Here is a 24,605-nt window from a genome sequence, read left to right as displayed (position 1 = left end):
AACAACTTAAAAATTCTCGTGCTTGATCAGCGCCTGGTGCGTGACAATCCCAATCTAATAGCTCGGGAACTAGCTCGAAGAGGAATCAAAGTAGACCTAATTAACTTGCAGCAAATTGCCCAACAGCAAAGAGATATTGAAGAAGAACGTAGCAACCTTCAAGCAGAAGGAAATCTAATAGGGAAAGAAGTTGGTCAGAAAATCAAAAGCGGAATCACACCACAATCAACGGAAATTTCAGAACTTCGATTGAAAGGAAACCAGATCAAAAAAAAAGTAGCACTTTTAGAGGAGAGAGAGAAAACAATCTCATTAGCTTTAAAAGAAAAGCTACTTAGTTTTCCAAACCTTCCAGCCAAAGAATGTCCAAACGGAAGAAACGAAAAAGACAATCAAGAAAAGCGATACTGGGGTGAACCGCGAAAGGGGGGTAATCTTCAGAAGCATTGGGAGATTGCGGAGCGTCTAAATCTTTTCGACACTGAGCGGTCGGCAAAAGTCTCCCAAAGTCGCTTTGTGACGCTGCTTAATCAAGGTGCTCGCCTGGAAAGAGCTTTAATCAACTTCATGCTGGATATACATACTGCAAAAGGTTATCAAGAAGTTTTGCCTCCAGTTCTTGTTAATACCGCAAGCCTTACTGGCTCCGGTCAACTTCCAAAATTTGCCGAAGAAAGCTTTCGTTGCTCTGAGGACGATTTATGGCTAACCCCCACTGCAGAGGTTCCAGTTACATCATTACATCGAGAAGAAATCATTCCTAGTGATCAATTACCTCTTCGATATGTCGCCTATAGCCCTTGCTTTCGACGAGAAGCAGGAAGCTATGGCAGAGACACTAGAGGTCTTATTAGACTTCATCAATTCAACAAAGTCGAGCTTTACTGGTTTGTTCATCCCGAAGAATCAAAAGATGCTCATATACAAATAACTAAAGATGCAGAAGCTGTCCTACAAAAACTTGAACTGCCTTATCGCGTTATAGAACTTTGTACAGGCGATCTTGGCTTCTCTGCCGCTCGTACTTTTGATCTTGAAGTCTGGCTGCCAGGAGCAGAAACATACAGAGAAATCTCTAGCTGCAGTACCTGTAATGATTTTCAAGCAAGACGTTCTTCTATACGAACAAAAGAAGGGAAAACAACCCGCCTAGTGCATACCCTTAATGGAAGTGGTTTAGCAGTAGGGCGAACAATGGCTGCTTTATTAGAAAATGGCCAAGAATCAGATGGGAGTGTAACTATTCCCAAAGCACTAGTGCCATATTTCGGAGGAACTCAATTACAACCTGACCGCAACAACTGATTATTAATTAATGAACGTTCTTGCATCCTTATTAGTTCTAGGTCTACTGATCTTCTTTCACGAATTAGGACATTTTCTTGCTGCAAGGTTGCAAGGAATACATGTTAATGGCTTCTCAATTGGTTTTGGTCCTGCAATTTTCAAGAAGGAATTCGCAGGAATCACCTACTCAATTAGAGCACTTCCACTTGGAGGATTTGTTTCATTCCCAGACGATGATATTGATAGCAAAATCCCTAAGGATGATCCAAACCTACTGCGCAACCGCCCCTTAATTCAAAGAGCCTTCGTAATCTCTGCAGGTGTTCTAGCGAACCTTTTACTTGCCTGGTTAGTACTTATTGGCCAAGCGGCATTAGTTGGAATACCAAGCGCGCCTGAGCCTGGAGTTCTAATTATGTCTGTTCAGCCAGGGCAACCTGCCGAAAGCTCCGACCTTGTCTCAGGAGATCAAATTCTCAGTATTGATGGTTTGAAATTGGGCAAAGGTCAAGAAGCAGTTCAACTATTTGTAGAACAAATCCAAAATGCGCCAGGGAGAACTATCAAACTCGAACGCTTACGAGGAACTGACAGCAAAATCGTAAGCATTAAGCCTAGGGATCAATTAGGAAGTGGGAAAATTGGCGCTCAATTGCAACCAAACATTAGTGAAAGAATCCAACCTGCCAAGGGGCCAAATGAAATTCTAAAGAATGCTGATGGTCAATTCAGCGATCTACTAACTAGAACAATAACTGGATATCAAGGGCTAATAACAGACTTCGGATCTACTTCAAAACAATTAAGCGGCCCAGTAAAAATTGTAGAAATAGGAGCACAACTTTCTGAAAAAGGTTCTTCTGGTCTAGTCCTTTTCGCCGCATTGGTCTCAATAAATTTAGCTGTACTCAATTCGTTACCCCTGCCACTTCTTGATGGAGGACAAATGGCACTTCTTTTAATCGAAGGGGTCCGTGGTAAACCAGTTCCTCAAAAGATACAAATGGCCTTCATCCAATCAGGTTTTCTTCTTCTGGTTGGACTGAGTGTTGTACTTATAATCCGAGATACCGCTCAACTTTCAATTGTTCAAGCATTGATCAACCGTTAAGGCAATCACAAAACAAGGCCAATGTCCTTCTCCCTATTGGAACAACCACCCCTTGAACAAATTAAATAAACATTCCAATCAAAGGCTTTGAGAGACGGTCCCATTGCCCGAGAAACTTTTCAAGTCATGTGAACAGTTAATATCCTTCTGGGTTTTATCTATTGCAATCCGCTGCATGGCCAAAAAGTCAATGATTGCGCGCGATGTTAAGCGCAAGAAGCTTGTAGAAAGATATGCGGACAAGCGCATGGCCTTGTTGAAAGCTTTCCATTCAGCCAAAAGCCCTATGGAGCGCCTAGAAATACATCGCAAAATTCAGGCTCTACCAAGAAACAGTGCGCCAAGTCGAATGAGAAACCGTTGTTGGGCCACTGGTAAACCACGCGGTGTTTATAGAGATTTTGGCCTTTGTCGCAACCAACTTCGTCAACGTGCACACAAGGGGGAGCTACCAGGTGTAGTTAAGTCCAGCTGGTAATTTGAAAGCCTTAGAAGCAAAGCCAAACTAAACACATCTAGAGATATTCAAGAAATTAAAGTGGTAAATCAAATCTAAGTTTTTGTATTTGAACGAATTAATCATTGCTAAAACATATTTTCTCCTGAAGGGTCCCTATCAGATGCAAGAATAACGAAAGACAAAAAGACATAAGCAAAAGTGCAAGGTCAGACTAAGTCGATCTCCTTTGATGGTCGGGAGATACGACTGACTACAGGGCGATATGCGCCCCAGGCCGGTGGATCAGTGATGGTGGAATGCGGAGACACCGCAGTCCTAGTTACCGCTACCAGGTCTTCGGGTCGTGAAGGCATCGACTTCCTTCCATTGATATGTGACTACGAAGAACGTCTGTATGCAGCAGGGCGAATACCAGGCAGCTTTATGCGACGAGAAGGTCGTCCTCCAGAACGCGCAACTCTTATTTGCCGTCTTATTGACCGCCCTATGAGGCCGTTGTTTCCATCATGGATGAGAGACGACATTCAGATAGTTGCTAGTTGCCTATCTTTAGACGAAAGAGTTCCTGCAGATGTTCTGGCGGTTACAGGGGCTTCAATGGCGACTTTAATTGCCGGAATCCCTTTCAATGGCCCTATGGCTGCAGTGAGAGTAGGTCTGCTAGGGGATGACTTTGTTTTAAACCCAAGCTTTAGAGAAATGGAGCGAGGCGATCTTGATCTGGTCGTAGCTGGGACCCCTGATGGAGTTGTAATGGTCGAAGCGGGAGCAAACCAACTCACCGAACAAGATGTAATCGAAGCAATTGATTTTGGATACGAAGCAGTCTGTGAATTGATCAAAGCTCAAGAAGGAGTTCTTAAAGAGGCCGGTATAGAGCAAGTGAAACCTGAACAGCCTGCAATTGATAGCACAATTCCTAACTACTTAGAAAAAAATTACACCAAATCAATTGGTGAGGTTCTTAAACAATTTGACCAAACAAAAGATGAGAGAGACAAAAAGCTTGACGAGATCAAAACAGGAGCGGCCGAAACAATTGACGGATTAAAAGAAGATAATTCTGTGCGAAAAGCAATGTCTTCAAATAACAAATTACTAGGAGCAAGTTTCAAAGCATTAACCAAAAAGTTAATGCGGGAGCAAATAATTAAGCAAGGAAAACGAGTTGATGGGAGAGCTCTTGATGAGGTAAGAAAGATTGAATCTGCCGCAGGAGTACTACCAAAACGTGTTCATGGCTCAGGGCTTTTCCAAAGAGGTCTCACTCAAGTTCTTTCTACTGCAACTCTAGGAACTCCAAGTGATGCTCAAGAAATGGATGATCTGAACCCAAATACAGAAAAAACATATATTCATCATTACAATTTCCCCCCATATTCAGTAGGGGAAACTCGACCAATGCGTACACCAGGACGACGAGAAGTGGGGCATGGCGCTCTAGCCGAACGTGCCATTATTCCTGTTTTGCCAGCTAAAGACACCTTCCCATATGTGCTGCGAGTAGTCAGCGAAGTTTTAAGCTCTAATGGCTCAACATCTATGGGTTCTGTTTGTGGAAGCACACTTGCTCTTATGGATGCAGGTGTTCCTCTAAAGGCACCGGTTAGCGGAGCAGCTATGGGGCTGATCAAAGAAGGTAAAGAAGTCAGAATTCTTACCGATATTCAAGGTATTGAAGACTTTCTTGGAGACATGGACTTCAAAGTCGCTGGCACTGAGAAGGGTATAACAGCACTTCAAATGGACATGAAGATAACTGGTTTAGCCGTCTCCACTATTGCTGAAGCGATTAATCAAGCAAGACCGGCACGATTGCACATTCTTGAAAAAATGTTGGAAGCGATTTCTCAACCTAGAGAAAATCTGTCTCCCCATGCACCAAGGCTACTTAGCTTCCGAATAGACCCAGAACTAATAGGTACAGTAATTGGTCCTGGAGGCAGAACTATCAAAGGAATTACAGAGAGGACCAATACTAAAATCGATATTGAAGATGGAGGTATTGTTACGATTGCTTCTCATGACGGAACCGCAGCGGAAGAAGCCCAACGAATAATCGAAGGTCTAACCAGAAAAGTTCATGAGGGTGAAATCTTCACTGGACCCATAACAAGAATCATCCCAATTGGTGCTTTCGTCGAGATACTTCCAGGCAAGGAAGGCATGATTCACATCTCCCAACTTTCAGACGCAAGAGTTGAGAAAGTTGATGATGTAGTCAAAGTGGGCGATGTCGTAACAGTACGAGTAAGAGAAATCGACAACCGTGGTCGAATCAATCTCACTCTTAGAGGCGTTCCCCAAAATGGGGAACAAGCTCATGTTGAGCCAACACCAACACCAGTAGCCCCATTAACCTGAAGTCAAAGTCAAGTAAATTAAACAATAAAGCTAGGATCAATTAACCCAATTTCTTTCAATGTCATTTGACATATCAAAGAATGGTTTAATCCATGGCTTGCAATTAAACATCCTTTTTGAAGGAGGTCTCCAGTGTTGTAGGTAAGTTCTCTACCATCAGCATGTGTAAATGCCCCTCCTGCCGAACATAGAAGTATCTCTGGCGCAGCCAAATCCCAATCTTTAGGAGCCGTTTTCCCAGATAGAGAAATGTATAAGTCTGTTTCACCACGCAAAATCGTTGCAACCTTGCATCCAACACTTCCAACTGCCTTTGCCTCACAAATTGAAAGTTGACTTATCAAATGCTCTAGCCTTTCATCACGATGATTCCTGCTAGCAACAAGAATTAAATCATTTAAATAACTACGTTTACTAAAACAAAAAGTTTTTCTGTTACCAAGCCTGTCCTCGCACCAAGCGTCTAAACCCAAAACTCCTAACCAAAGCTCTTCAAGTTCAGGAATTAATACCACCCCTAAAACTGGCCTATGACCACGAACCAACGCCAAATGAACAGCATATTCACCATTGCCTGCCAGGAAATCCTTAGTTCCGTCAAGAGGGTCAAGAATCCACAACCATTCCGAATCACAAGTTTCCCGTTCAATTAATTGCCCCTTTGCAGTTTCTTCACTTAACAATTTCCAAGGTGCCGAAGGGAAGTGAGCTTCTAAGCCATCAAGCAACCAAGCGTTCACAGCAAGATCTGCCGCCGAAACAGGACCATCTATAGATTCTTGTACCTTTAATTCCCTTGAGAATCCATAAGGGGGGGTCTCATCTCTGGCATAGGCCATCAATATATCTGCAGCTCCCCAGCTAAGTTTCCTTAGATTCGCCAACAGTTCTTCCAAATTCACACCTTCAGGAAGTATTGGTGCAATTGGAGTCATGGGTTTCATAGAGAAGGACATTTTGAGACAGCGTCAAGAACCAGCGCCTGGAGTGCTCTATGTAGTTGGAACACCAATCGGTAATCTTGGAGACCTCTCTCCACGCGCAAAATCCCTACTCAAAAAAGTATCTGCTATTGCATGTGAGGATACCCGCCACAGCGGACAGATGCTTAAACAAATTGGAGCCCAAGCAACTCTCTTTAGCTTTCACGAACACAACACAGCCAGTCGTCTGCCTCAACTACTTGAGATTTTAAAAGCAGGCCAAAGCCTTGCCTTAATAAGTGATGCAGGCCTTCCTGGGATCAGCGATCCAGGAGAAAAACTTGTTTCAGCAGTCAGGGATAACGGACATGATGTGATCTGCATACCAGGGCCATGTGCTGCCACAACAGCACTAGTTAGCAGCGGCTTACCTTGCGACAGGTTTTGCTTTGAAGGTTTTCTTCCTTCAAAAGGGAAAACAAGAAAAAAACTCCTCGAGATAATCGCGAACGAACCTCGAACCACAGTTATATATGAAGCCCCGCATAGATTATTAAAACTACTTCAGGAGCTAAATGAATTATGTGGAAAAAACCGCCCACTTAAAGTGGCCAGAGAACTAACAAAGATTCATGAACAACAAATAGGGCCCACCGTTGGAGAAGCTCTTAAATATTTCTCAGAAAAAAAACCAATTGGTGAATGCACAATTGTATTAGGTGGGGCACCAGCTGAATTAAATATTCAATTAAGCTCCTCTAAATTGCTAGCAGAAATGAAAGAGTTAATAAAGGCTGGAGCCAGCGCCAATGAAGCAGCAAGAACACTAGCCCGTAAAACTGGGGAGAGAAAAAGAGCTCTTTATGCTCTTCTACATGCAATAGATCTTAAGGATGTGAATTGACACTTAGAGGAAAGGACAATAATAAATGAAGTATTAGTTGCTAAAAATGCTTTTAAAAGTCCGTATTCTAACGATCAGTTTTACGAGTGCACTTGTATTACTTCTAATGCTTTGTCTTGGAGCTCAAAACCTAAATAGTCGACATACTGTAAAACTTGGAAAGGCCACAACAGCCCCTCTTCCTTCTGGTTTCATAGTCGGAGTATCAATAATTGCGGGTGTGATAAGTGGTGGAAGTGCAGCGGCTGTATTAATTCCCACTCGTCGCTAATTAAGACAAAATTCAAAGCCTGCTAATCGAAGGCTCCTCATCTAAAGCTATTAATGCTCCTTCTAAAACCAACCTTGTAATACCACGTGCCAACAAAAAAGGCTTAGAGACTCCAAATACATCAGTATCAGGAACTTTAATCACTCTTTGACTACGGCCACAATTGCGTTTTGCAGCTCTTTGATTAGAAAACAAGCAAATTGCATGCCTATCTTGATCAACCTTGGGGAGCAAGCCAAGTTCAGGAAATTCCTTAAGCGGTCGAGCATCCAATTCAACTGACCTATCTACCAACATATACACAACACTAGGAAGAACCCCAGGTCCAAAACTTCTACAAGCAACTTGTTTAGGTTCAGTCACTTCAAAATTAGAAACAAGCGGAACAACTTCTTGAAACACATCTAAAGGCAAGTACTCTTCTTTATTGGATTCAGCGACTTGTCCATCAAAAGAATTTCCATATGAATTATCTATACACTCATCAGTATCATCCAACCCTAAAGTGCCAGGAAGATTGACTTCCTTATCAACTTCCTTTTCTTTAGTATGTGAACTAACTTCCTCTTCATTACTGCTAATTTCTAACTCCTTCGCTTGATTCTTACGTACTGTTTCCTGAACTGAAAGTGAGTTTTTATTATCAAACAAACTTTCTACTTCTTCTACATCCCCAGCTTTAAGTAATACTTCACCCTTAAAACGGGCAGCTTTTAACGCGTTATATTCCGCCAAGGTCAAAAAGGCCTTTACAGTCCTTATTACTGTATTTTGACTACAGCCATATTCCTTTGCAAGGGATGTGGTCGACGCCCCTGAGCGGTAACCTTCCACAAGACTCTTCTTCTCGCTGTCTTTAAGCCGTCTTGCCACAATAGGTGCATTTCATACACCTAACCATAGTCGTTGAGGTTACACTTTGACTGACACAATATCAATGTGCTCCCTTAGCTCAGCTGGATAGAGCAGCTGCCTTCTAAGCAGCTTGTCGCAAGTTCGAATCTTGCAGGGAGCGTTGCCAAAACACCTGTTTCTGCAAGTGGTCCCAAGGAAAAACTTACCAAAGCAACTATGACTGTTTAGATCCTTTGGAATCTCACCTTGATCAAAAAGATGTTTGCGGGGCACTATAAATACAAGTTAGTTTCTTCACAACTTCTTGAGCAACATTTAGTTTTGTGCATTATTTTGTGCATTAGTTAAATAGGGAGAAGACTGGAAGAACTTCTTATTGTTGCCTGCCCCCTAGGTGATCCCTATTGAATTATACTTCTTTGGCTCATATCATTCCTAATCTCTTAACTATAGCTCTCAAAATTGAAATCTGTCATTAGAAAGTTGTTGAAATAAGGTCAAAAGGATGTCATTAATAAAGGCAAGGCTAAACATTAACGTGAAATTAGAGAAGTACTACATATAGCTGAGGTTTACATGTTATTAGCTATCAGCTAATAACTGGATTATGTAATGCTTAGGTATTAGAGGGCCTAGGGAAAAAAGAAAAAATACTTCCTGTTCAATACCTAACCAGACTTAGAAGACATTGGGTACAGATCTGCTTATAGCTGGCATACAAAACAGAAGAAGTATTCAGCAGAAGCAGTCTCTAAGATCCATTAAGACTAACAATTAAAACTACCTATACCTGCAAACTAGTCTTAAGGTCGTTTTTATCTAAGTAGACTGCAGTATGGAGACCCTAAAAGGTGTTGTGCTTCCAGTTGTAATTTGTCTTTCGATTGGCTGGGCATTGAGCAAAGTGATCGTTTTCTTCGTTGGGTATCCAGCGATGACCCAATGGTCAGGTGGTTAGATAGGTTGTACCAAAATGGGACAACTTAGGTTTTAACAATGGCTGACACTCCAGAGAGCAACAATTTTGATGTTTTCAAAATCCTCAATGGAGTTGCTTTACTGTTGTGCGCTTTTTGTCTTGCATTTATTGCTGTGAGTTTGCGTCCAGTTGCTCAGTGGGCGAATAATCAAAATATCTGTGTTGAGCAAGAGCAAGCAAAATCTGGTGCTCCTATCTCATGGGGGGTCAGGAAGTGCAATGGCAGATCAAAGGTATATGAGGTTAAAAGCTCCTCCTAATTGAGCCTTAAAGTTGTTCTTAATTTGGACAACTTCTCAAGATGGATGCAGTAGCCAGTCCTTTTTCAACAGTACTGAGTCTTGCTATGGCAGCAGGCGCAGTAGCTTTTGGATTCTTGATTTTAAAAATACTGTGGGGTGGCGTAAAAGCGGTTGTGGCCAAGTTCCAAGAGGGTAAAGATAGCTAAATAGAGCTTTAGGCGTTATCCGAGAAAAGTGCCTTTAGTTTCGAGGTTGGTCGCCTCGTCCAAAACTTGGAGCCTAAGCTCAAGCAACTAGGCAACCTAGATACCCTAGAGTCGTGTTATTATTTTTGGTTGCTCAATGAGTCATTCTGCTGCCATTACTGATGAATTAGCTAGAAGCGACAACTCTTATGAATCATTACAGCTAGCTGAACTTTCACCTGAAATCACGAAAAAGCTTTCAGCTGACGAAACAAATACTCTTCAAGCCAAAATAATAGTTAGCAATAATGCCCTCTCTGCTGCTGGTCAATCTGTTTACAAAGCAGCTAAATCTTTATCTGAGATAAAAAAGTTGGTAAAAAATAAACAATGGGTTCAGCTAACTAACTCAAATATTTTGAGGATCAATGGAAGAGTTGCAAGAGATTTAGCCTCGGCCTTCGATAGTTGGTTATGCAAAGCTGAGATTCCAGAGAGCGCTTTAATCCATGTCTCCGCTAGAACTTTGGCAAAAATTGGCAAGGTTGAGAAATTAAAACAAGATCTTGCTATAAGCATTATCAAGCAAGGCAATGGCTTTAAGGAAAGTGATCTATCAATGATCATTAAACAGTCTTCAGTGCAGAAAAGGCTTCCAGAATTAATTCAACAAGCTATATCGACTTCAAACCAGATGAAGGACAGTGAAAAGATTGAGAGGTTCGAAACCATTTTAATTGAAAACATCAAACTCAAGCATAAAATCAAAGTCTTAGAGGCAGAGATCATTGAACTTAAATTGAATAGAGCTACTCAAAGCACTACAAAATCAATAGCAAAGAAATATACTGGTAAAAAAAGCTCGTTAAAAGTAACTAATACCTAAAACCCACTTCTTCTTGAATGCAGGCAGGGCTAACTAGTAATTTGAGAAACGGTTCGTTACTGTTTTCTCTCAGTGACCAGCCCAGTGACCAAATGGTTACAAAAACCGCCAGCTCCCTTAGCTCAGCTGGATAGAGCAGCTGCCTTCTAAGCAGCTTGTCGCAAGTTCGAATCTTGCAGGGAGCGTTGCTAAAGTCCAATCACTAGCGGAATAGCATTTAGTTCATTTTGTCTCATATGTGAATGCTGCTATATATTTATATAGGCCATGGTGGCATGAAATACAAAATTTACTTTTGAAGGAAGGATGGAGTCAAGCCTCTGCGCGGCAAGAGATAAGAAGCTTGGCTGATTAAGAACTAAAATTAAATCCGGAGCCAATTACAACTTAACTACAGGCGCTAATTATGATTAGCTATCACTTGGATAGCTTAGGTATGATATTTTTAACTATAAATATATAAAGCTAATCAGAGCATCAAGATTAACATCAGGGACTAATCTTAAAAAATTTAAGCCTTAAAGGGAGGCATGAAATAAAGCATTTAGCTAATTAATATCAATAAGTTTTATTCTTTAGCAATCCAATTAAAAAGCAATCAGAAGACTTGAAATTAACAACTGGAACAAAGCCGTCAGTAGATATCTTTTAGAGAATACAAAAGCCATCTCAAGAAATTAAATGGATTCAAAATATCTATAATATTATTCGTATTTATAATTGGGTATTCTATTATCTTGCCCTTAGCAACTTCTCTAGCTTTTTCATTGATAAGTGCTAAGGATGCCCCCCCCTCCTCTAAAATCTTCAATTCCTCTTGAAAGAACCAACTAATTGAGCCGTCACTTAACTCTAAGATAAATCCAATGCTTGTACCATCAGTCATTTTGTAGTCAACAACTGTTCCAAACGGTTGCTCAGACAGCAATTCGCTCAATCTGCGCGGAACTCGGTCTCGAACTTTTTCAGGGGCAATTTTTACCTGAGAGCCTATTGAAATAAGAGGAATAACCTTAGACATAGCCTTTAGAGCCTATTAATAGAGCCCAACAGGAAAAATAGGAGCCAACTCTATACCTTTTAGACTGAGAACAAATACCTAACTTGCAGGTTCTCTTACTGTCATCATTGAATCTGCTGAAACGCAAGCGGCGCATGTCAAGCTTCAAAAACTTATTCTTGCATCCATATAGATCAAGAAAACAATAGATGAAAGCTTTCTCTTTGGCTGATTAAACTAAAAAATTTGCAAGGCCTCATCCAGACAAAAAAAATACATCTTCCACTTCATTCTTAAAACTGAAGGAGAAGATGTTTGCTCTACTTTTAAGTAAGAAGTAAGCTGAGCCTATTTCTTAATAGTATTAAATTAAAATACTATGGAATAATTTATGACTAGAGCATTTTTACCAGTAGAAGAAATCATCTAGTCATAATTCATTCCTCAAGTTTATACTTAAGCAAACGGATGAATAGCGATTAAAGTACTTCTAATTAATCGAGAGTCTTTCAATAAATCTATTGGTATATCCTAAAGCCTATATTCAAATATCAAGCCTGATAATAATCTAGATACCAATCTAAAAATCTTTTAACTCCTTCTTCAATTGTAGTCATAGGCCTAAAGCCAATCCAGGATTCCAACGCCTTCGTATCAGCTGCTGTGGCTATGACATCACCTGGTGGTAGTGGCTGGAAATCCTTTTTTGCCTTAATCCCTAATGTTTTTTCGATTAATTCTATAAAGCTCAAAAGATCAATTGGCTGACTATTACCAATATTAAAAATGCGATGTGGGGCAGAAGAAGTTGCTGGGTCAGGGTGTAAAGAGTCGAAGCTAGGGTTGGGAGTAGCTGGCTTATAACAACAACGAGATAAGCCTTCTACAATGTCATCTATATAGGTAAAGTCTCTTTGCATGCGCCCGTAATTATTAACTCGAATTGGTACACCAGAAAGAATTGACTTCGTAAAAAGCATCGGCGCCATATCAGGCCTCCCCCAAGGACCATATACAGTAAAAAAGCGCAAAGCAGTCGCAGGCAGTTGATAAAGATGGCTATAAGTATGAGCCATTAATTCATTGGCTTTTTTTGTCGCGGCATAAAGACTTACTGGATGGTTCACACCTTGGCTCTCTTGAAAAGGCAAATTATGATTACCTCCATAAACAGAGCTACTAGATGCGTATACAAGGTGATCTATATCATTATTACGGCATGCTTCAAGGACATTACCAAAGCCTAATAAGTTACTTTTCAAATAAGCGGAAGGATTCTCTAATGAGTACCTAACACCTGCCTGGGCAGCAAGATTAACAACTATGTTAGGAGTTTCAATCTTGAAAACCTTACTCAGGGAAATATCATCTTCTATTGAGAGCTCATAGAAATTCCATGCCCCCGAACAACCAACAACTTCCTTCTCTATCTCTATAAGGCGATCTTTTTTTAGATTTGGGTCGTAATAAGAATTAAGATTATCAATACCTATTATTTTCTCTCCTTTTTTCAATAACTTACGAACTAATGCTGACCCTATAAAGCCTGCAGCACCTGTAATAAGAATAGTGGACCTGTCGGAAAACATTATGACAAATTTTCTAAAGGTGGTTCATCTCAAAGATAATATAATCTATCAATCAAGGAATGCGCGCTAAAACGAATTTATATTATAGTTTTATTGTTTCTTGGAAATACTTGATTGTCTTAGTAAGACCATTTTCAAGAGAGATCTTCGGCTCCCAGTTTAATTCCTTTTTAGCTAAATCTATTACTGGCTGACGTTGGACAGGGTCATCTTGTGGTAATTGATGAGTAGTTATATCTAGATTTGGATTAATCTTTTTTCGCACTAACTCAGCTAACTCTCTAATAGTAAACTCCATAGGATTTCCAAGATTAATTGGTCCTAAGCAATTAGAATTCATCAACCTGATTAAACCTTCTACCAAGTCATCTACATAACAAAATGATCTGGTTTGATTTCCATTACCATATAATGTTAATGGTTTATTCTTCAAAGCCTGAACAACAAAGTTGCTTACAACTCTTCCATCATTCTCAACCATTCGAGGTCCATAAGTATTAAAGATACGAGCTACTCTTATATCCAATTCATGCATACGATAGTAGTCAAAACATAACGTCTCTGCAATTCGTTTCCCTTCGTCATAGCAACTTCTAACTCCAATTGTGTTAACACAGCCTTTATATGATTCAGGTTGAGGGTGAACTTCTGGATTGCCATATATTTCACTTGTTGAAGCCATTAGGAATCGAGCTTTCACTCTCCTTGCTAACCCCAGCATATTGTAAGTACCTAAAAAACTTGTCTTGGACGTCTTGATAGGGTTGTACTGATAACTCAAAGGCGAGGCTGGGCAAGCCAAATGCCAAATTCTATCAACCTCAAGCTGTATTGGTTCAGTGACGTCATGACGAATTAACTCAAAACGCGGGTTTGAAATCCAGTTCATAACATTGCTTTTTCTACCTGTGAAATAATTATCGAGGCAAATAACTTCTTCTCCGCCTTGCATTAAACGATCAACAAGGTGAGAGCCTAAAAAGCCTGCGCCTCCAGTGACCAGATTGCGAACCAAAGCTGACATGAATTAGAACTAAAATAGAAGAAGAAGATTCTATATTCTAATCCAAATCATATATTGCTTTAATGGTTTTAGTCATTACAATTTCAAGGAAAACAATTAGTAGTATAGTAAGTAGAAATAAATGACTAAAAATTCATTAGGCTAAGTTAATAGAAAGGTCCATTTCATGGTCTATTGCGAAACAGGCTCAAATATTTCAAAAAGCCAGCCATTCATTGCAACATTTCATATGACATGAAAAGTGATAATAGTATAAAGAATATAAATCCACTTTATTCTTAGACATAATCCTAGAATTTAAGTATGCTTAAAATTTTGAATTACTACATATAGATTCACTAGTGAATCCTTACTAAGATTTGCAATGATGTAGATAAAGGCTTACAGCTTCAATGAAAATTAACTAAAAACCTAGAAGCCTCATCTCTTATAGACGCAATAGGTAGTATAAGCTTGAATACAAATAAAAATTGATCATAATGATTAGTATGTAGCATACCTACTGTCATCCTTAGAAGATATGAGCTTCCATGAATAAAAATAAACCAGAGAGCATTAACCCCAAAAGTCAAAAAGAGAAAAAACAAAAGAAGGCAATTATCACAGGTGTAACTGGCCAAGATGGAAGCTATCTTGCCGAATTACTTTTGGAAAAAGGCTATGAAGTTCATGGTATAAAAAGACGAGCAAGCAGCTTAAATACACAACGAATTGACCATCTATATCAAGATCCACACGAGAAGAATCAACGTATGTTTCTTCATTATGGAGACCTAACAGATAGTACAAATTTAATAAGAATTATTCAACAAGTACAACCTGATGAAATTTACAATTTAGGTGCTCAAAGTCATGTGGCAGTGAGTTTTGAATCGCCTGAATATACTGCAAACTCAGATGCAATTGGAACCCTCAGGATTTTAGAAGCTGTAAGAATTCTTGGCTTATCCAGTCACACAAGAATATACCAAGCAAGCACAAGTGAACTATATGGAATGGTTCAAGATATTCCTCAAAGTGAGAAAACTCCTTTTTACCCTAGAAGTCCTTACGCAGTAGCAAAGTTATATGGATTCTGGATAACAGTTAACTACAGAGAAGCATACGGAATGTACGCTTGCAATGGAATTCTGTTTAATCATGAGTCTCCAAGAAGAGGAGAAACATTTGTGACCCGAAAAATAACTCGCGCTCTTTCTCGTATTGACGCTGGATTGGAGAAATGTCTATACATAGGGAACCTAGAATCACTTCGCGACTGGGGGCATGCACGAGATTATGTTGAAATGCAATGGCGCATGCTTCAACAAGAGAAACCAGAAGATTTTGTAATTGCGACAGGACGGCAAGCAAGTGTTCGTCAATTCATAGAGCTTGCTGCTATTCAATTGGGCTGGGGTGGAATTAATTGGAAAGGGAAAGGGTTGAATGAGTGTGGATTTCGTGCAGACAATCAAAAAGCTGTTGTACGTATTGATTCTGCGTACTTTCGCCCGACCGAAGTTGATACACTTCTTGGAGATGCTAGTAAAGCCAGAGAGAAATTAGGTTGGACGGCTACTACAACGCTAGAAGAATTAGTAGCAGAAATGGTTCTTAACGATAGAAAAGAGGCTGGCGAAATCGCTCTATTGCAGCATAAAGGTTTTGAGAGTCAGTCCTAAAACGAAAAGATATTGTATAAATAGTGTTAAATTACAGCAAGAGAGGTTGAATTATTGACTTCCCCTAAATTAATAACCTCATCTGACAAGATCTTTGTAGCCGGTCATAACGGCATGGTTGGGGCTGCAATATGTCGAGCTTTAAGTAAGTATAACTATAATCATCAATTGAAAGTTAATAGGAAAGATCTTGATTTATCTGACCAAAATGCTGTTGAGTTGTTTTTTTTAAAAGAGAAGCCTTCAGTAGTAATACTTGCAGCTGCAAAGGTTGGTGGAATTGAAGCAAATAGAACATATCCCACTGAGTACCTTTTGGAGAATCTTAAAATTCAAACAAGTGTTATAGAAAGCGCCTGGAAATTTGGTGTAAGAAGATTATTGTTTTTAGGCAGTAGTTGCATCTATCCAAGAGAAGCTAATCAACCAATCACAGAAGAGGAACTGCTAAAAGGTGAACTGGAAAAAACCAATGAAAGTTATGCCATTGCAAAAATTGCTGGCTTAAGGTTATGCTCTGCTCTTAGAAAACAATATAAATTCGATGCAATAAGTCTCATGCCAACAAATTTATATGGACCTGGAGATAATTATCATCCAAAAAATAGCCACGTCCTTCCTTCACTAATTAGAAAATTCTATATGGGAGCTAAGGGAAATCAAAAGAGTGTGGTTTGCTGGGGGACAGGAAGCCCACTAAGAGAATTTCTACATGTGGAAGATCTAGGAGAGGCATGTGTTTTTGCTTTAGAGCAATGGAATCCAGATGCAATAAATGCCCCTCTAGATAAGGATGGCAAGCCTCTAAATCATCTCAACGTTGGAACTGGCATAGATATTAGTATAAAAGATCTAACAGTTTTGCTAGCTAATATTACAGGTTTTAATGGAAATATTGAATGGGATACAACCAAACCTGACGGTACTTTTAGAAAATTACTTGATGTAAGCAGATTGAGAAATTTAGGATGGAATGCTTCAATAAATCTAGAAGAGGGACTCAAGAAGAGTCTGGTAGATTTTGAAGAAAACTATTCAATCGACAATCTTAGAAATATAAGTAGTAAAATATTATAGATTATGATATCTATAATAATGCCTATTAAATACGATAACCCATACATATCTAAAAGCATAGCTTCTGTTATTAGTCAATTAGGATTTTTCGAAGAGTTCTTAATAGTAAGTGATGGAGCTTCATTGGAATTAAAAATAAAAATAAGAAATTTACTAGACAAGGTGCCCGTCAATAAAAAATATAAGATCATCGAAAACGAGTCTAAAAATATTGGAGCAGGCTCTTCCCGAGACTACGGGATAAGGATTGCAAAAGCAGCATATATAGCATTTATCGATAGTGATGATATATGGCCAAATAACTATTTAAAGGATAGGACAAGACATATAAAAGAGACAAATGCCTTATTTAGTGCATCACCTTATATATATGTAAATCAGGGGTTAGAAGTCATAAATAAAAGGATGCTTAAGGTTAACAGCATAAAAAAAAGGGATTTATTATTTGAAAATCCTATATCAAACTCGACTGTTATTATCTCACGTAAACTAATAATTAATTCAGGCGGATATTCTAAATTAAAAAAAAGAAATGATTATGCGACTTGGATGAAGATTCTTCAAACAACAGAATGTTTATATTGCAACTCAACTCATCCTGTCTTAATATTAAGGAGAAAGGATTCTCTTACCTCAAATAAATTGATATTAATTGGCTATCAGTTCAAGGCATTTAAAGAGGGAGGCTACACATTTTCACAAAGTCTAATACTTGCAATAGTTTCTTCTGTTAAGACATTAATGTTCCATACATATGGCATTTTAAAAAGACTGTTAGTACGCTATAAGAATTAAACCTTTAAACAACTATATTAGTGATTTAGTCAAGCTCAGAGAATCAATCCATAATCTAATTGATCGGACCAAGTGCTATTATAGAATAGATGATCCTTCCTAACACCTTCTAATAAAAAATTATTATGCTCTAACGCAATCTTACTACCATAATTAAGACTGGAAACACCAGCATATAGCTTTTTCAATTGATATTTGTTTCTTGCAACAGTAATCATTTCTGATATAGCCTTTCGACCAATTCCTTTTCCCCAATAGCTTGTAATACCTATGCAATAGGTGAGTTCTGCGCGTTTGTGGTGCGATGTCAAGTTACTAAGAGAGATATTCCCTATGTGAATATCATCATAAAATATTCCGTACAAGTCAATATCTTTGTCCTTAATACATTGCTCGACATATAGCTTCTGACCCTCTAAAGTAAAAATACGATATTGATTATCAGAATATTTAACAACATCTTTGTTGGAAAACCATAGAACATATGACTGTGAAACATCCTTAACTTGAAGGGGTCTAAATTTAATCATTAAAAAGAGCAGGTATTGGAACGACAATTAAAAATAAGGCATTCACTTCTCAAAGACAAGTTATAATCTTAAAAATATATATACAATTCAAGTCTTATGTCCCTAAAACAATTCCCATTCGCCAATAATTTAATTACATAATGGATTAAGATGACTGTATAAAAATAATTGTCAATTCTCTCTCATTGGACTAAATGATAAGAGATAATTCACCATAAAGCGCAAATAAGTCTTGATATTATGTAATCAGCGCAGTTAGGGTGGAAATAAATCATCTGAAGACATTTTTAGATAAAGTTAAAAATTTAACTATAAAGCATTCTTAATACTGTATTATAATAAATAGACATGAAGTATTAGATTTGAAAAGCTTCAAATTAATCGTAGAGGTTATACGAGCCCTTAAAAGAAAAAGAAAGTATCAATTAGCTGGGATTCTCGTTTTGATGATCTCAACTTCCTTTACAGAATTTTTCACTTTGGCATTAGTCATGCCATTTTTATTAGTGATATCAAGCCCTGAGCTTACAAGTCAAAATGAAATTATTATTCAGCTTGTCAAGCAGCTAGGGATAGAAGAAATAAAAGATCTACAGCTAATTTTATCAATTGCATTCATGATATGTGCAATAGTTGCATGTTGTATGAAAACTATAAATTTGAGATCTTATATATACTTAGCAGAATCTATTGGCAGTGATTTAAGTTCCAAAGCATATACAAGCATAATATCCCAGACCTATACATATCATGTCAATACGAATAGTAGTAACTTAATTGCTGTAATTGCAAATTATACCAGTATATCCGTAAATTTTATTATCAATGCTCTTCGTATAATCTCATCATTCTTTACATCTCTAGGGCTGATAACAGGCCTACTTTATGTAGATACTAAATTCACTATATACGCTATGTTCTTTCTTGGCATCTCATATTTAACTTTAATTTATTCAAGTAAGCAAAGACTCCTTTCAAATAGTAAGCAAGCTGTCTTGCTTATAGAAAGGCAACTTAAGATCTTACAAGAAAGTATTGGCTCTATTAGAGATATCATAATAGGGAATAACCAAAATTACTTTATAAGTTTATTTAAAACTACAGACAGGAAAAGAAGGTATATAGATGGTGAAAGTCAATTTCTGGCAAGTTCACCTAGATTTTTAATTGAAGCTATGGGAATAATACTTTTAATTAGTATTTCTCTTTTCTCTGTAATAATAGATTCTGAAGTCAACAGTGAAACAACATCCATCTTTCCACTATTGGGTGCAATGGCGCTTGGCTGCCAAAGATTATTACCCTCTCTTCAACAAAGCTATGCTGCTCTAACTGCTTTAAGGCATGACAGGAATTCGGTGGAAAGCCTAATGAGGATAGTCAATTTGCCAATAAAACAAAGATATTTGGCTTATTCTCATACCAAGAAAATAAATTTCACTCAAAACATAGAGTTTAGAAATGTTTCCTTTAGATATAAAAACTCTAATGAGGATTTATTCAATTCTATTAATTTAATTGTCAAAAAGGGTGAGAGAATAGGAATTGTTGGAGAAAGTGGCTGTGGTAAAAGTACTTTTATAGATCTGTTACTTGGGTTAGTTGATCCTTCAAGAGGAGAGATATTAGTTGATGGGATCAAGTTAAATGATAATTCCAATGGTTTAGATGAACAGACCTTACTACCTTCAGTTGCACATGTACCTCAAATGATCTATTTGTCTGACTCTACATTTGCACAAAACATTGCCTTTGGTATCCCTGAGGAGAAAATGGATTTAAAATTAATAAAAAGATGTGCGAAAAATGCCTGTATTGATAAATTTATTGAATCACTTCCCTCTTCATACCAAAGTAAAGTTGGAGAACAAGGCATAAAGATAAGTGGAGGTCAAAGGCAAAGAATTGGAATAGCGCGTGCACTTTATACCAAAGCAAAATTACTTATCCTGGACGAAGCAACTAGTGCTCTGGACAACAAGACAGAATCATTGGTTATGGAATCAATCAGGAAGCTTAATAGCAATATGACTATTGTAATGGTTGCGCACAGACTATCCACACTTGATTTTTGCGATAAAGTATACAGAGTACGTAATGGTTTGATAAGTCTGGAACCATAGATTATTTTGAGAAATTAGCACATCAAACCCTCTATCTAATAAGGATAGTTATTGATTATCATTATCACAATCAAGAATTTAATTTCAAATATTATTACTAGAAATTAGCAACATTGGAAAAGCTTGTATCAAAATAGAATAACAAAATCCTAATATTATAAAGATTTCATTTAAGAGATGGATCGATTAGGTCGAACATTAGTAGAGCTATACTTCAAAATTGAGGGAATATTATCGACATAAGAATTTATAGCATAAGAAGCTAAAATGATACAGAAAACTAATCTGATTCTTCAAGTGATTTGAGTAAATTAACTAACTCTGTTCTAAATTGTATAGATGTATTTAGTTTCATCTGAATGCCTACTCCAAGTCCATTTTCTATTGTCTTATTATTTAGAGTTTTAAGGAGGAAGGATCTAGCTTCACTGGCTAGCTTTTGACTAGGTGTTATCCAATCATCTGAAATAGAAACAAAAGGATGCGCTAAGTCAAATAAATTTATTGTGCCAGGTAATCCATGCCACCAGGGATATCCAGTATATAGAGTATGCAATCCTCTTAAAGCTCTCTCTAAAGCAATTGAACCAGTCAAAGTTAGGGGAAGGAAATTATGATAATCTTTCAAGTTTGAATTAATTGGTAGAATTTTACAATTAAGATTAATTAACTGTTCATTGTATTCCAAAGATCTATTCATCCCTACTCTTGTAGGTGCTGTCACAAATCTGTCAGCAGGTCCTCCTTCGATAAAATACTTAGATCCTGGATGCTCTTTGTAGTAAATTACATCCTGAAATCCTATACTTCTTAGATGGGATATAATATGTAAATGACTATAAATCCGGCCACTCTCAGGGAAAGAAGTTGCTTCAGGTTGGTAATGTGAGTAAACAATTAAAGATTTTTTGGATGCGTCTAATTCATTAAGATTAATAGACCTATGATTATAATTATCTAGAAATTTTTTTTGGTTTAAAACGAGTTGAAGGTCTGAAAGTGAACTTTCTGAAAAGTAGTCAGATTGCCTCGAATGGTGTTTATTTAAAAAAAACTTCGAATAATACCTTGCTAAAATTCTTTTAATTTTCCTAAATGTTAAATAGAATATGGAAAATAAGAGATTTGTTTTGAAGTAGTTGTAAATATACTGTGAGATTGTTCTTCGGGGTTGAATCATATTTCTAGCAGTTAGATTATCAATTAATCTGTCAAAAGAGAAGTTTGAAACACAAATATTCAAACGTTTTTTAGTAGATATATCACCATTTTGAACGCAGGGTAGCAATCTGCCGCCAATGGCTTCTGCGTATAAAAATATCATTTTTTTATTTGTAAGAGACAAGGCCAATTCAAATGTATAAGTATCTAAATGATGACTCACTCCAGTAGGGAAGAAACCTTTGTGAATATTGAAATCTTCTATCAGCTTTATCAATCTTATGACCTTGAATGAATATAACTCCTTATTATTTTCGTGAAAATGCCCATTATGCAACCATCTTGAAAAGATTGGAGAATAAGAGTCAAGTCCATTCATTACTTGTCTTGTGAGCTCTATATTTGATTTTGGCATTGAGTACTGATTAAGTTTAAATTGCTTTATCAAGTCGCCTTGCTTATATTGTTGGATATTATCATCATGATCAATACTAATAAAGTCACTATTCATATCAATAAGTGTCTCAAGAAGATAAGGCCAGGGGTATATATATAGGAGAAGAGGTGATGTCATTGAGTAATTTTAGTTATCAGCCTAGCTTAAAATTGATTGTTTTTTTCATTTTATTCTTACAAGGTTCAAGATAAAAGTATTTTTTTGTAAGACTTAATGGTATTAAAAAAATTCATTACTATTCTGCACTGATAAGTGCTGCTTGCAATAGAATCGTCAGCAACTACATATACACTTTACGTGATTTAAGCAAAAAGCAATCCTCCTAGTTCAGAATTAGGTTGAATTAGCTGACTTTAATTTTTCAATACTCAATTAAAAATCATCTCTGAATCGAATGAAAAGTTAAGTTCTTTTATTGCTGGTTCTAACTTGTTTAGCTAGAGAAAGGCTTGCGTAACTATGATGGTGAAACTGATTCAGAGATTATAAGCTTGATGAGGCAACTATATATAGGAGAGTAAAAGAAATTTGAAGTATAATGCAGAACAAGCCTATATATAATCTCCTCAAGGAAGATTTTATGTTTTCTATGTGGTGGAGGGGAAACTAGAACCTGAGTATGGTTTTTAATGCCTTAGAGATTACTGAGATAAAAGCTACGTCAATCTCACAATTTATTTTATAGTCAATTGGTCTAGTTTTGGTGCTAATGAGCAAGGAGATACAAAATAAATAAGAGACGTGCTAAATTTTATGGGAAACCGTTCAAAATAGCGTATGGATATCGAATCAATTCTAATCACAGGTGGAACAGGTAGTTTTGGTAAGGCATTCATAAAAAGAATCCTAACCATATATCCAAAAATTAAAAGAGTTGTTGTCTTTAGCCGCGACGAGTTAAAGCAATGGGAAATGCAGAATAATTTTCCAGAAAATAAATTTCCACAAATGCGATTTTTTCTTGGAGATGTTAGAGACATCGATAGGCTGAAATGTGCGTTCCTAGATATCAATGTTGTTGTTCATGCTGCTGCTCTAAAACAGGTTCCAGCTGCTGAATATAACCCTATGGAATTTATAAAAACTAATATTATTGGTGCGGAAAATATTATTAGAGCAGCACTGGAGACTAATGTTAAAAGAGTTGTAGCTTTAAGTACTGACAAAGCGGCTGCTCCATCTACCCTATATGGGGCAACAAAGCTTTGTTCAGATAAATTATTTGTTGCTGCAAACAACATAAAAGGTAAACAAGATATTAGATTTTCTGTCGTACGATATGGAAATGTATTGGGTTCAAGGGGCTCAGTGATCCCTCACTTTCTCAAGCAAAGGCATTCAGGAGTATTAGAAATAACTCATAAAGAAATGACGAGATTTAATATTACCCTTGATGATGGAGTTGATTTGGTTTTACAAGGTATTAAAAATAATATAGGTGGAGAAATTCTCATTCCTAAGCTAAGTACTTACAAGATAACAGATGTTGCTAATGCTGTTGGGCCAAATTGTCTACAAAAGGAAATTGGTATTAGACCTGGTGAAAAAATAAATGAAGAAATGATTACTGAGGCAGATAGCTATTCTTGTATTGATTTAGGAAGAAACTTCTGCATACTGCCATCTGGAAGTAAAGTCATCAATAAATATAAAGAGAATGGAATAAAATTTTCCAATGTTCCAATAGGTTTTAGCTATAACTCAGGCACAAATAAGGATATATTAAGCGTAGAACAAATACGACAGTTAATAAAACAAAATCTAGATCCAAGTTTTACACCAATATAACTAGATCTAAGATTAGAATTAAAAAAAGAAATTCTTATCTCCATGAAAAAGGTATTAATACTTGGAGCCTATGGTCTTTTAGGTCATAATTTAAGTTTTTATTTAGACAGAAATTGTTTTAATGTACATAGACAAGGCAGGAAAAGAACTTCAGATTATTGTTGCGACCCTAACATTAAAAATCAATTAAAAGAGCTTATAGGCCAAATCAATCCTGATTGTATTGTAAATCTAATTGCAAATACAAATGTTGATAATTGTGAGAGAGATTATAGAGAAGCTTTTAAAACGAATTATAAAATTGTTGAAAATATTAATGCTTGCATAATTAATAGAGAGACGAGATTAATTCATATGTCAACAGATCAAGTTTATTGTGGTAATGGTCCACACCAAGAAGAAGATGCAAACCCTATCAATATATATGGTATATCAAAATACATGTCTGAAATAATTGCAGATAAATCTAGATCAATAATAATACGAACAAATTTTGTAGGTAAAAGTGATTCACCTCAAAGACAGTCCTTTAGTGATTGGGCAATAAGTTCTTATATTCAACAGAAATCAATGTTGCTTTTTAATGATGTATTATTTAACCCAATCCACATTTCATTTTTATCTAAAGTAATAAGTGAATTAATAAATAGCAAATATTGTGGACTGTACAATTTAAGTAGTAACGGTGGCATTAGTAAAGCAGATTTCATAAAGAGTTTAACAAATCGATTGGGGATAAGAAACCCTAATGCAACCTATGCCTCAATTGATAATTTAAAGCTACCAGCAAAAAGACCTAAGGATATGAGATTAAATCCAAAAAAAATAGAGCAAAGGTTAAATTTTATAGCACCTACAATTGAAGAAACGATTGACTCTGTTGCTAAAGATTATGAAAACAGATTATAATAAGTAAAATAATCGATTCTG

23 protein-coding genes and 2 tRNA genes are annotated in these 24,605 nt (G+C 37.1%); 18 read left to right on the top strand and 7 right to left on the bottom strand.

Annotation, left to right across the window (positions count from 1 at the left end):
• Positions 1-18 precede the first annotated feature (18 nt).
• From serS to SOI82_RS09735, 4 genes are all read left to right on the top strand, one after another.
• Positions 19-1,305, top strand: a complete 1,287-nt coding sequence (gene serS, locus SOI82_RS09750; protein ID WP_320667215.1) for a serine--tRNA ligase — start codon at positions 19-21, stop codon at positions 1,303-1,305.
• Positions 1,306-1,315: 10 nt separating this feature from the next.
• Positions 1,316-2,398 carry an RIP metalloprotease RseP gene (gene rseP, locus SOI82_RS09745; protein WP_320667214.1) on the top strand — a complete coding sequence of 361 codons (1,083 nt, stop codon included), beginning with the start codon at positions 1,316-1,318 and terminating at the stop codon, positions 2,396-2,398.
• Positions 2,399-2,573: 175 nt separating this feature from the next.
• On the top strand, positions 2,574-2,876 hold the full coding sequence (gene rpsN, locus SOI82_RS09740) for a 30S ribosomal protein S14 (protein WP_320667213.1): 303 nt from the start codon (positions 2,574-2,576) through the stop codon (positions 2,874-2,876).
• A gap of 180 nt (positions 2,877-3,056) precedes the next feature.
• A complete protein-coding gene (locus SOI82_RS09735) occupies positions 3,057-5,222 on the top strand; it encodes a polyribonucleotide nucleotidyltransferase (protein ID WP_320667212.1) in 2,166 nt (721 codons plus the stop codon).
• 17 nt (positions 5,223-5,239) lie between these two features.
• Here the strand turns inward: SOI82_RS09735 and SOI82_RS09730 are convergent, their stop codons facing one another.
• Positions 5,240-6,157, bottom strand: coding sequence for a 3'(2'),5'-bisphosphate nucleotidase CysQ (locus SOI82_RS09730; protein ID WP_320667211.1), 918 nt, complete (start codon positions 6,155-6,157; stop codon positions 5,240-5,242).
• Between SOI82_RS09730 and rsmI the strand changes: the two genes are divergently transcribed.
• Positions 6,156-7,049 carry a 16S rRNA (cytidine(1402)-2'-O)-methyltransferase gene (gene rsmI, locus SOI82_RS09725; protein ID WP_320667210.1) on the top strand — a complete coding sequence of 298 codons (894 nt, stop codon included), beginning with the start codon at positions 6,156-6,158 and terminating at the stop codon, positions 7,047-7,049. The genes SOI82_RS09730 and rsmI overlap by 2 nt on opposite strands.
• A 46-nt stretch (positions 7,050-7,095) precedes the next feature.
• Entirely contained in the window at positions 7,096-7,320 is a 225-nt protein-coding gene (locus SOI82_RS09720; protein ID WP_320667209.1) for a hypothetical protein, read from the top strand.
• Positions 7,321-7,332: 12 nt separating this feature from the next.
• Here SOI82_RS09720 and SOI82_RS09715 read toward each other — a convergent pair whose 3' ends face one another.
• Positions 7,333-8,193, bottom strand: a complete 861-nt coding sequence (locus SOI82_RS09715; RefSeq protein WP_320667208.1) for a helix-turn-helix domain-containing protein — start codon at positions 8,191-8,193, stop codon at positions 7,333-7,335.
• A gap of 68 nt (positions 8,194-8,261) precedes the next feature.
• Here SOI82_RS09715 and SOI82_RS09710 point away from each other — a divergent pair.
• From SOI82_RS09710 to SOI82_RS09685, 6 genes are all read left to right on the top strand, one after another.
• Positions 8,262-8,335 (top strand) — tRNA-Arg (locus SOI82_RS09710).
• A 675-nt stretch (positions 8,336-9,010) separates the two neighbouring features.
• A complete protein-coding gene (locus SOI82_RS09705) occupies positions 9,011-9,133 on the top strand; it encodes a hypothetical protein (protein ID WP_320667207.1) in 123 nt (40 codons plus the stop codon).
• A gap of 38 nt (positions 9,134-9,171) precedes the next feature.
• On the top strand, positions 9,172-9,414 hold the full coding sequence (locus tag SOI82_RS09700; RefSeq protein WP_320667206.1) for a hypothetical protein: 243 nt from the start codon (positions 9,172-9,174) through the stop codon (positions 9,412-9,414).
• Between the two features lie 41 nt (positions 9,415-9,455).
• Positions 9,456-9,602 carry a hypothetical protein gene (locus tag SOI82_RS09695; protein WP_320667205.1) on the top strand — a complete coding sequence of 49 codons (147 nt, stop codon included), beginning with the start codon at positions 9,456-9,458 and terminating at the stop codon, positions 9,600-9,602.
• Between the two features lie 136 nt (positions 9,603-9,738).
• Positions 9,739-10,467 carry a hypothetical protein gene (locus SOI82_RS09690; protein ID WP_320667204.1) on the top strand — a complete coding sequence of 243 codons (729 nt, stop codon included), beginning with the start codon at positions 9,739-9,741 and terminating at the stop codon, positions 10,465-10,467.
• A gap of 111 nt (positions 10,468-10,578) precedes the next feature.
• Positions 10,579-10,652 (top strand) — tRNA-Arg (locus tag SOI82_RS09685).
• 449 nt (positions 10,653-11,101) lie between these two features.
• Here SOI82_RS09685 and SOI82_RS09680 read toward each other — a convergent pair.
• The 3 genes from SOI82_RS09680 to SOI82_RS09670 all read right to left on the bottom strand — a co-directional run bounded on the left by SOI82_RS09680 (position 11,102) and on the right by SOI82_RS09670 (position 14,080).
• A complete protein-coding gene (locus SOI82_RS09680; protein WP_320667203.1) occupies positions 11,102-11,488 on the bottom strand; it encodes a DUF2862 domain-containing protein in 387 nt (128 codons plus the stop codon).
• A 530-nt stretch (positions 11,489-12,018) separates the two neighbouring features.
• Complete coding sequence (locus tag SOI82_RS09675) at positions 12,019-13,056, bottom strand: NAD-dependent epimerase (RefSeq protein WP_320667202.1); 1,038 nt, start codon at positions 13,054-13,056, stop codon at positions 12,019-12,021.
• A gap of 82 nt (positions 13,057-13,138) precedes the next feature.
• A complete protein-coding gene (locus tag SOI82_RS09670) occupies positions 13,139-14,080 on the bottom strand; it encodes a UDP-glucuronic acid decarboxylase family protein (protein WP_320667201.1) in 942 nt (313 codons plus the stop codon).
• Between the two features lie 530 nt (positions 14,081-14,610).
• Between SOI82_RS09670 and gmd the strand changes: the two genes are divergently transcribed.
• Genes gmd through SOI82_RS09655 form a run of 3 tightly spaced genes read left to right on the top strand, consistent with a single transcriptional unit; the run spans position 14,611 to position 17,616 of the window.
• A complete protein-coding gene (gmd, locus tag SOI82_RS09665) occupies positions 14,611-15,744 on the top strand; it encodes a GDP-mannose 4,6-dehydratase (protein ID WP_320667200.1) in 1,134 nt (377 codons plus the stop codon).
• A 54-nt stretch (positions 15,745-15,798) separates the two neighbouring features.
• The gene (locus SOI82_RS09660) at positions 15,799-16,821 is read left to right on the top strand and encodes a GDP-L-fucose synthase (protein ID WP_320667199.1); all 1,023 of its coding nucleotides are present in this window, start codon (positions 15,799-15,801) and stop codon (positions 16,819-16,821) included.
• Between the two features lie 18 nt (positions 16,822-16,839).
• Positions 16,840-17,616, top strand: a complete 777-nt coding sequence (locus SOI82_RS09655) for a glycosyltransferase (RefSeq protein WP_320667198.1) — start codon at positions 16,840-16,842, stop codon at positions 17,614-17,616.
• A 35-nt stretch (positions 17,617-17,651) separates the two neighbouring features.
• Here the strand turns inward: SOI82_RS09655 and SOI82_RS09650 are convergent, their stop codons facing one another.
• Complete coding sequence (locus SOI82_RS09650) at positions 17,652-18,146, bottom strand: GNAT family protein (protein ID WP_320667197.1); 495 nt, start codon at positions 18,144-18,146, stop codon at positions 17,652-17,654.
• Positions 18,147-18,508: 362 nt separating this feature from the next.
• Between SOI82_RS09650 and SOI82_RS09645 the strand changes: the two genes are divergently transcribed.
• A complete protein-coding gene (locus tag SOI82_RS09645; RefSeq protein WP_320667196.1) occupies positions 18,509-20,269 on the top strand; it encodes an ABC transporter ATP-binding protein in 1,761 nt (586 codons plus the stop codon).
• A gap of 280 nt (positions 20,270-20,549) precedes the next feature.
• Here SOI82_RS09645 and SOI82_RS09640 read toward each other — a convergent pair whose 3' ends face one another.
• The gene (locus tag SOI82_RS09640) at positions 20,550-22,004 is read right to left on the bottom strand and encodes a hypothetical protein (protein ID WP_320667195.1); all 1,455 of its coding nucleotides are present in this window, start codon (positions 22,002-22,004) and stop codon (positions 20,550-20,552) included.
• Between the two features lie 660 nt (positions 22,005-22,664).
• Here SOI82_RS09640 and pseB point away from each other — a divergent pair.
• Complete coding sequence (gene pseB / locus SOI82_RS09635) at positions 22,665-23,675, top strand: UDP-N-acetylglucosamine 4,6-dehydratase (inverting) (RefSeq protein ID WP_320667194.1); 1,011 nt, start codon at positions 22,665-22,667, stop codon at positions 23,673-23,675.
• A gap of 42 nt (positions 23,676-23,717) precedes the next feature.
• The gene (locus tag SOI82_RS09630) at positions 23,718-24,584 is read left to right on the top strand and encodes an SDR family oxidoreductase (RefSeq protein ID WP_320667193.1); all 867 of its coding nucleotides are present in this window, start codon (positions 23,718-23,720) and stop codon (positions 24,582-24,584) included.
• Positions 24,585-24,605: the final 21 nt, after the last annotated feature.

It is taken from the genome of Prochlorococcus sp. MIT 1307, from assembly GCF_034092395.1.
GTDB lineage: Bacteria > Cyanobacteriota > Cyanobacteriia > PCC-6307 > Cyanobiaceae > AG-363-K07.
This window is presented reverse-complemented; position numbering and strand designations above follow the sequence as displayed.

Coding starts and splice junctions, on each gene's coding strand:
- rseP (WP_320667214.1), top strand. CDS start 1,316: ATGAACGTTCTTGCATCCTTATTAGTTCTAGGTCTACTGATCTTCTTT.
- rpsN (WP_320667213.1), top strand. CDS start 2,574: ATGGCCAAAAAGTCAATGATTGCGCGCGATGTTAAGCGCAAGAAGCTT.
- rsmI (WP_320667210.1), top strand. CDS start 6,156: ATGGGTTTCATAGAGAAGGACATTTTGAGACAGCGTCAAGAACCAGCG.
- SOI82_RS09730 (WP_320667211.1), bottom strand. CDS start 6,157: ATGACTCCAATTGCACCAATACTTCCTGAAGGTGTGAATTTGGAAGAA.
- SOI82_RS09720 (WP_320667209.1), top strand. CDS start 7,096: ATGCTTTTAAAAGTCCGTATTCTAACGATCAGTTTTACGAGTGCACTT.
- SOI82_RS09705 (WP_320667207.1), top strand. CDS start 9,011: ATGGAGACCCTAAAAGGTGTTGTGCTTCCAGTTGTAATTTGTCTTTCG.
- SOI82_RS09700 (WP_320667206.1), top strand. CDS start 9,172: ATGGCTGACACTCCAGAGAGCAACAATTTTGATGTTTTCAAAATCCTC.
- SOI82_RS09695 (WP_320667205.1), top strand. CDS start 9,456: ATGGATGCAGTAGCCAGTCCTTTTTCAACAGTACTGAGTCTTGCTATG.
- SOI82_RS09690 (WP_320667204.1), top strand. CDS start 9,739: ATGAGTCATTCTGCTGCCATTACTGATGAATTAGCTAGAAGCGACAAC.
- SOI82_RS09680 (WP_320667203.1), bottom strand. CDS start 11,488: ATGTCTAAGGTTATTCCTCTTATTTCAATAGGCTCTCAGGTAAAAATT.
- SOI82_RS09675 (WP_320667202.1), bottom strand. CDS start 13,056: ATGTTTTCCGACAGGTCCACTATTCTTATTACAGGTGCTGCAGGCTTT.
- SOI82_RS09670 (WP_320667201.1), bottom strand. CDS start 14,080: ATGTCAGCTTTGGTTCGCAATCTGGTCACTGGAGGCGCAGGCTTTTTA.
- gmd (WP_320667200.1), top strand. CDS start 14,611: ATGAATAAAAATAAACCAGAGAGCATTAACCCCAAAAGTCAAAAAGAG.
- SOI82_RS09655 (WP_320667198.1), top strand. CDS start 16,840: ATGCCTATTAAATACGATAACCCATACATATCTAAAAGCATAGCTTCT.
- SOI82_RS09650 (WP_320667197.1), bottom strand. CDS start 18,146: ATGATTAAATTTAGACCCCTTCAAGTTAAGGATGTTTCACAGTCATAT.
- SOI82_RS09640 (WP_320667195.1), bottom strand. CDS start 22,004: ATGACATCACCTCTTCTCCTATATATATACCCCTGGCCTTATCTTCTT.
- pseB (WP_320667194.1), top strand. CDS start 22,665: ATGGATATCGAATCAATTCTAATCACAGGTGGAACAGGTAGTTTTGGT.
- SOI82_RS09630 (WP_320667193.1), top strand. CDS start 23,718: ATGAAAAAGGTATTAATACTTGGAGCCTATGGTCTTTTAGGTCATAAT.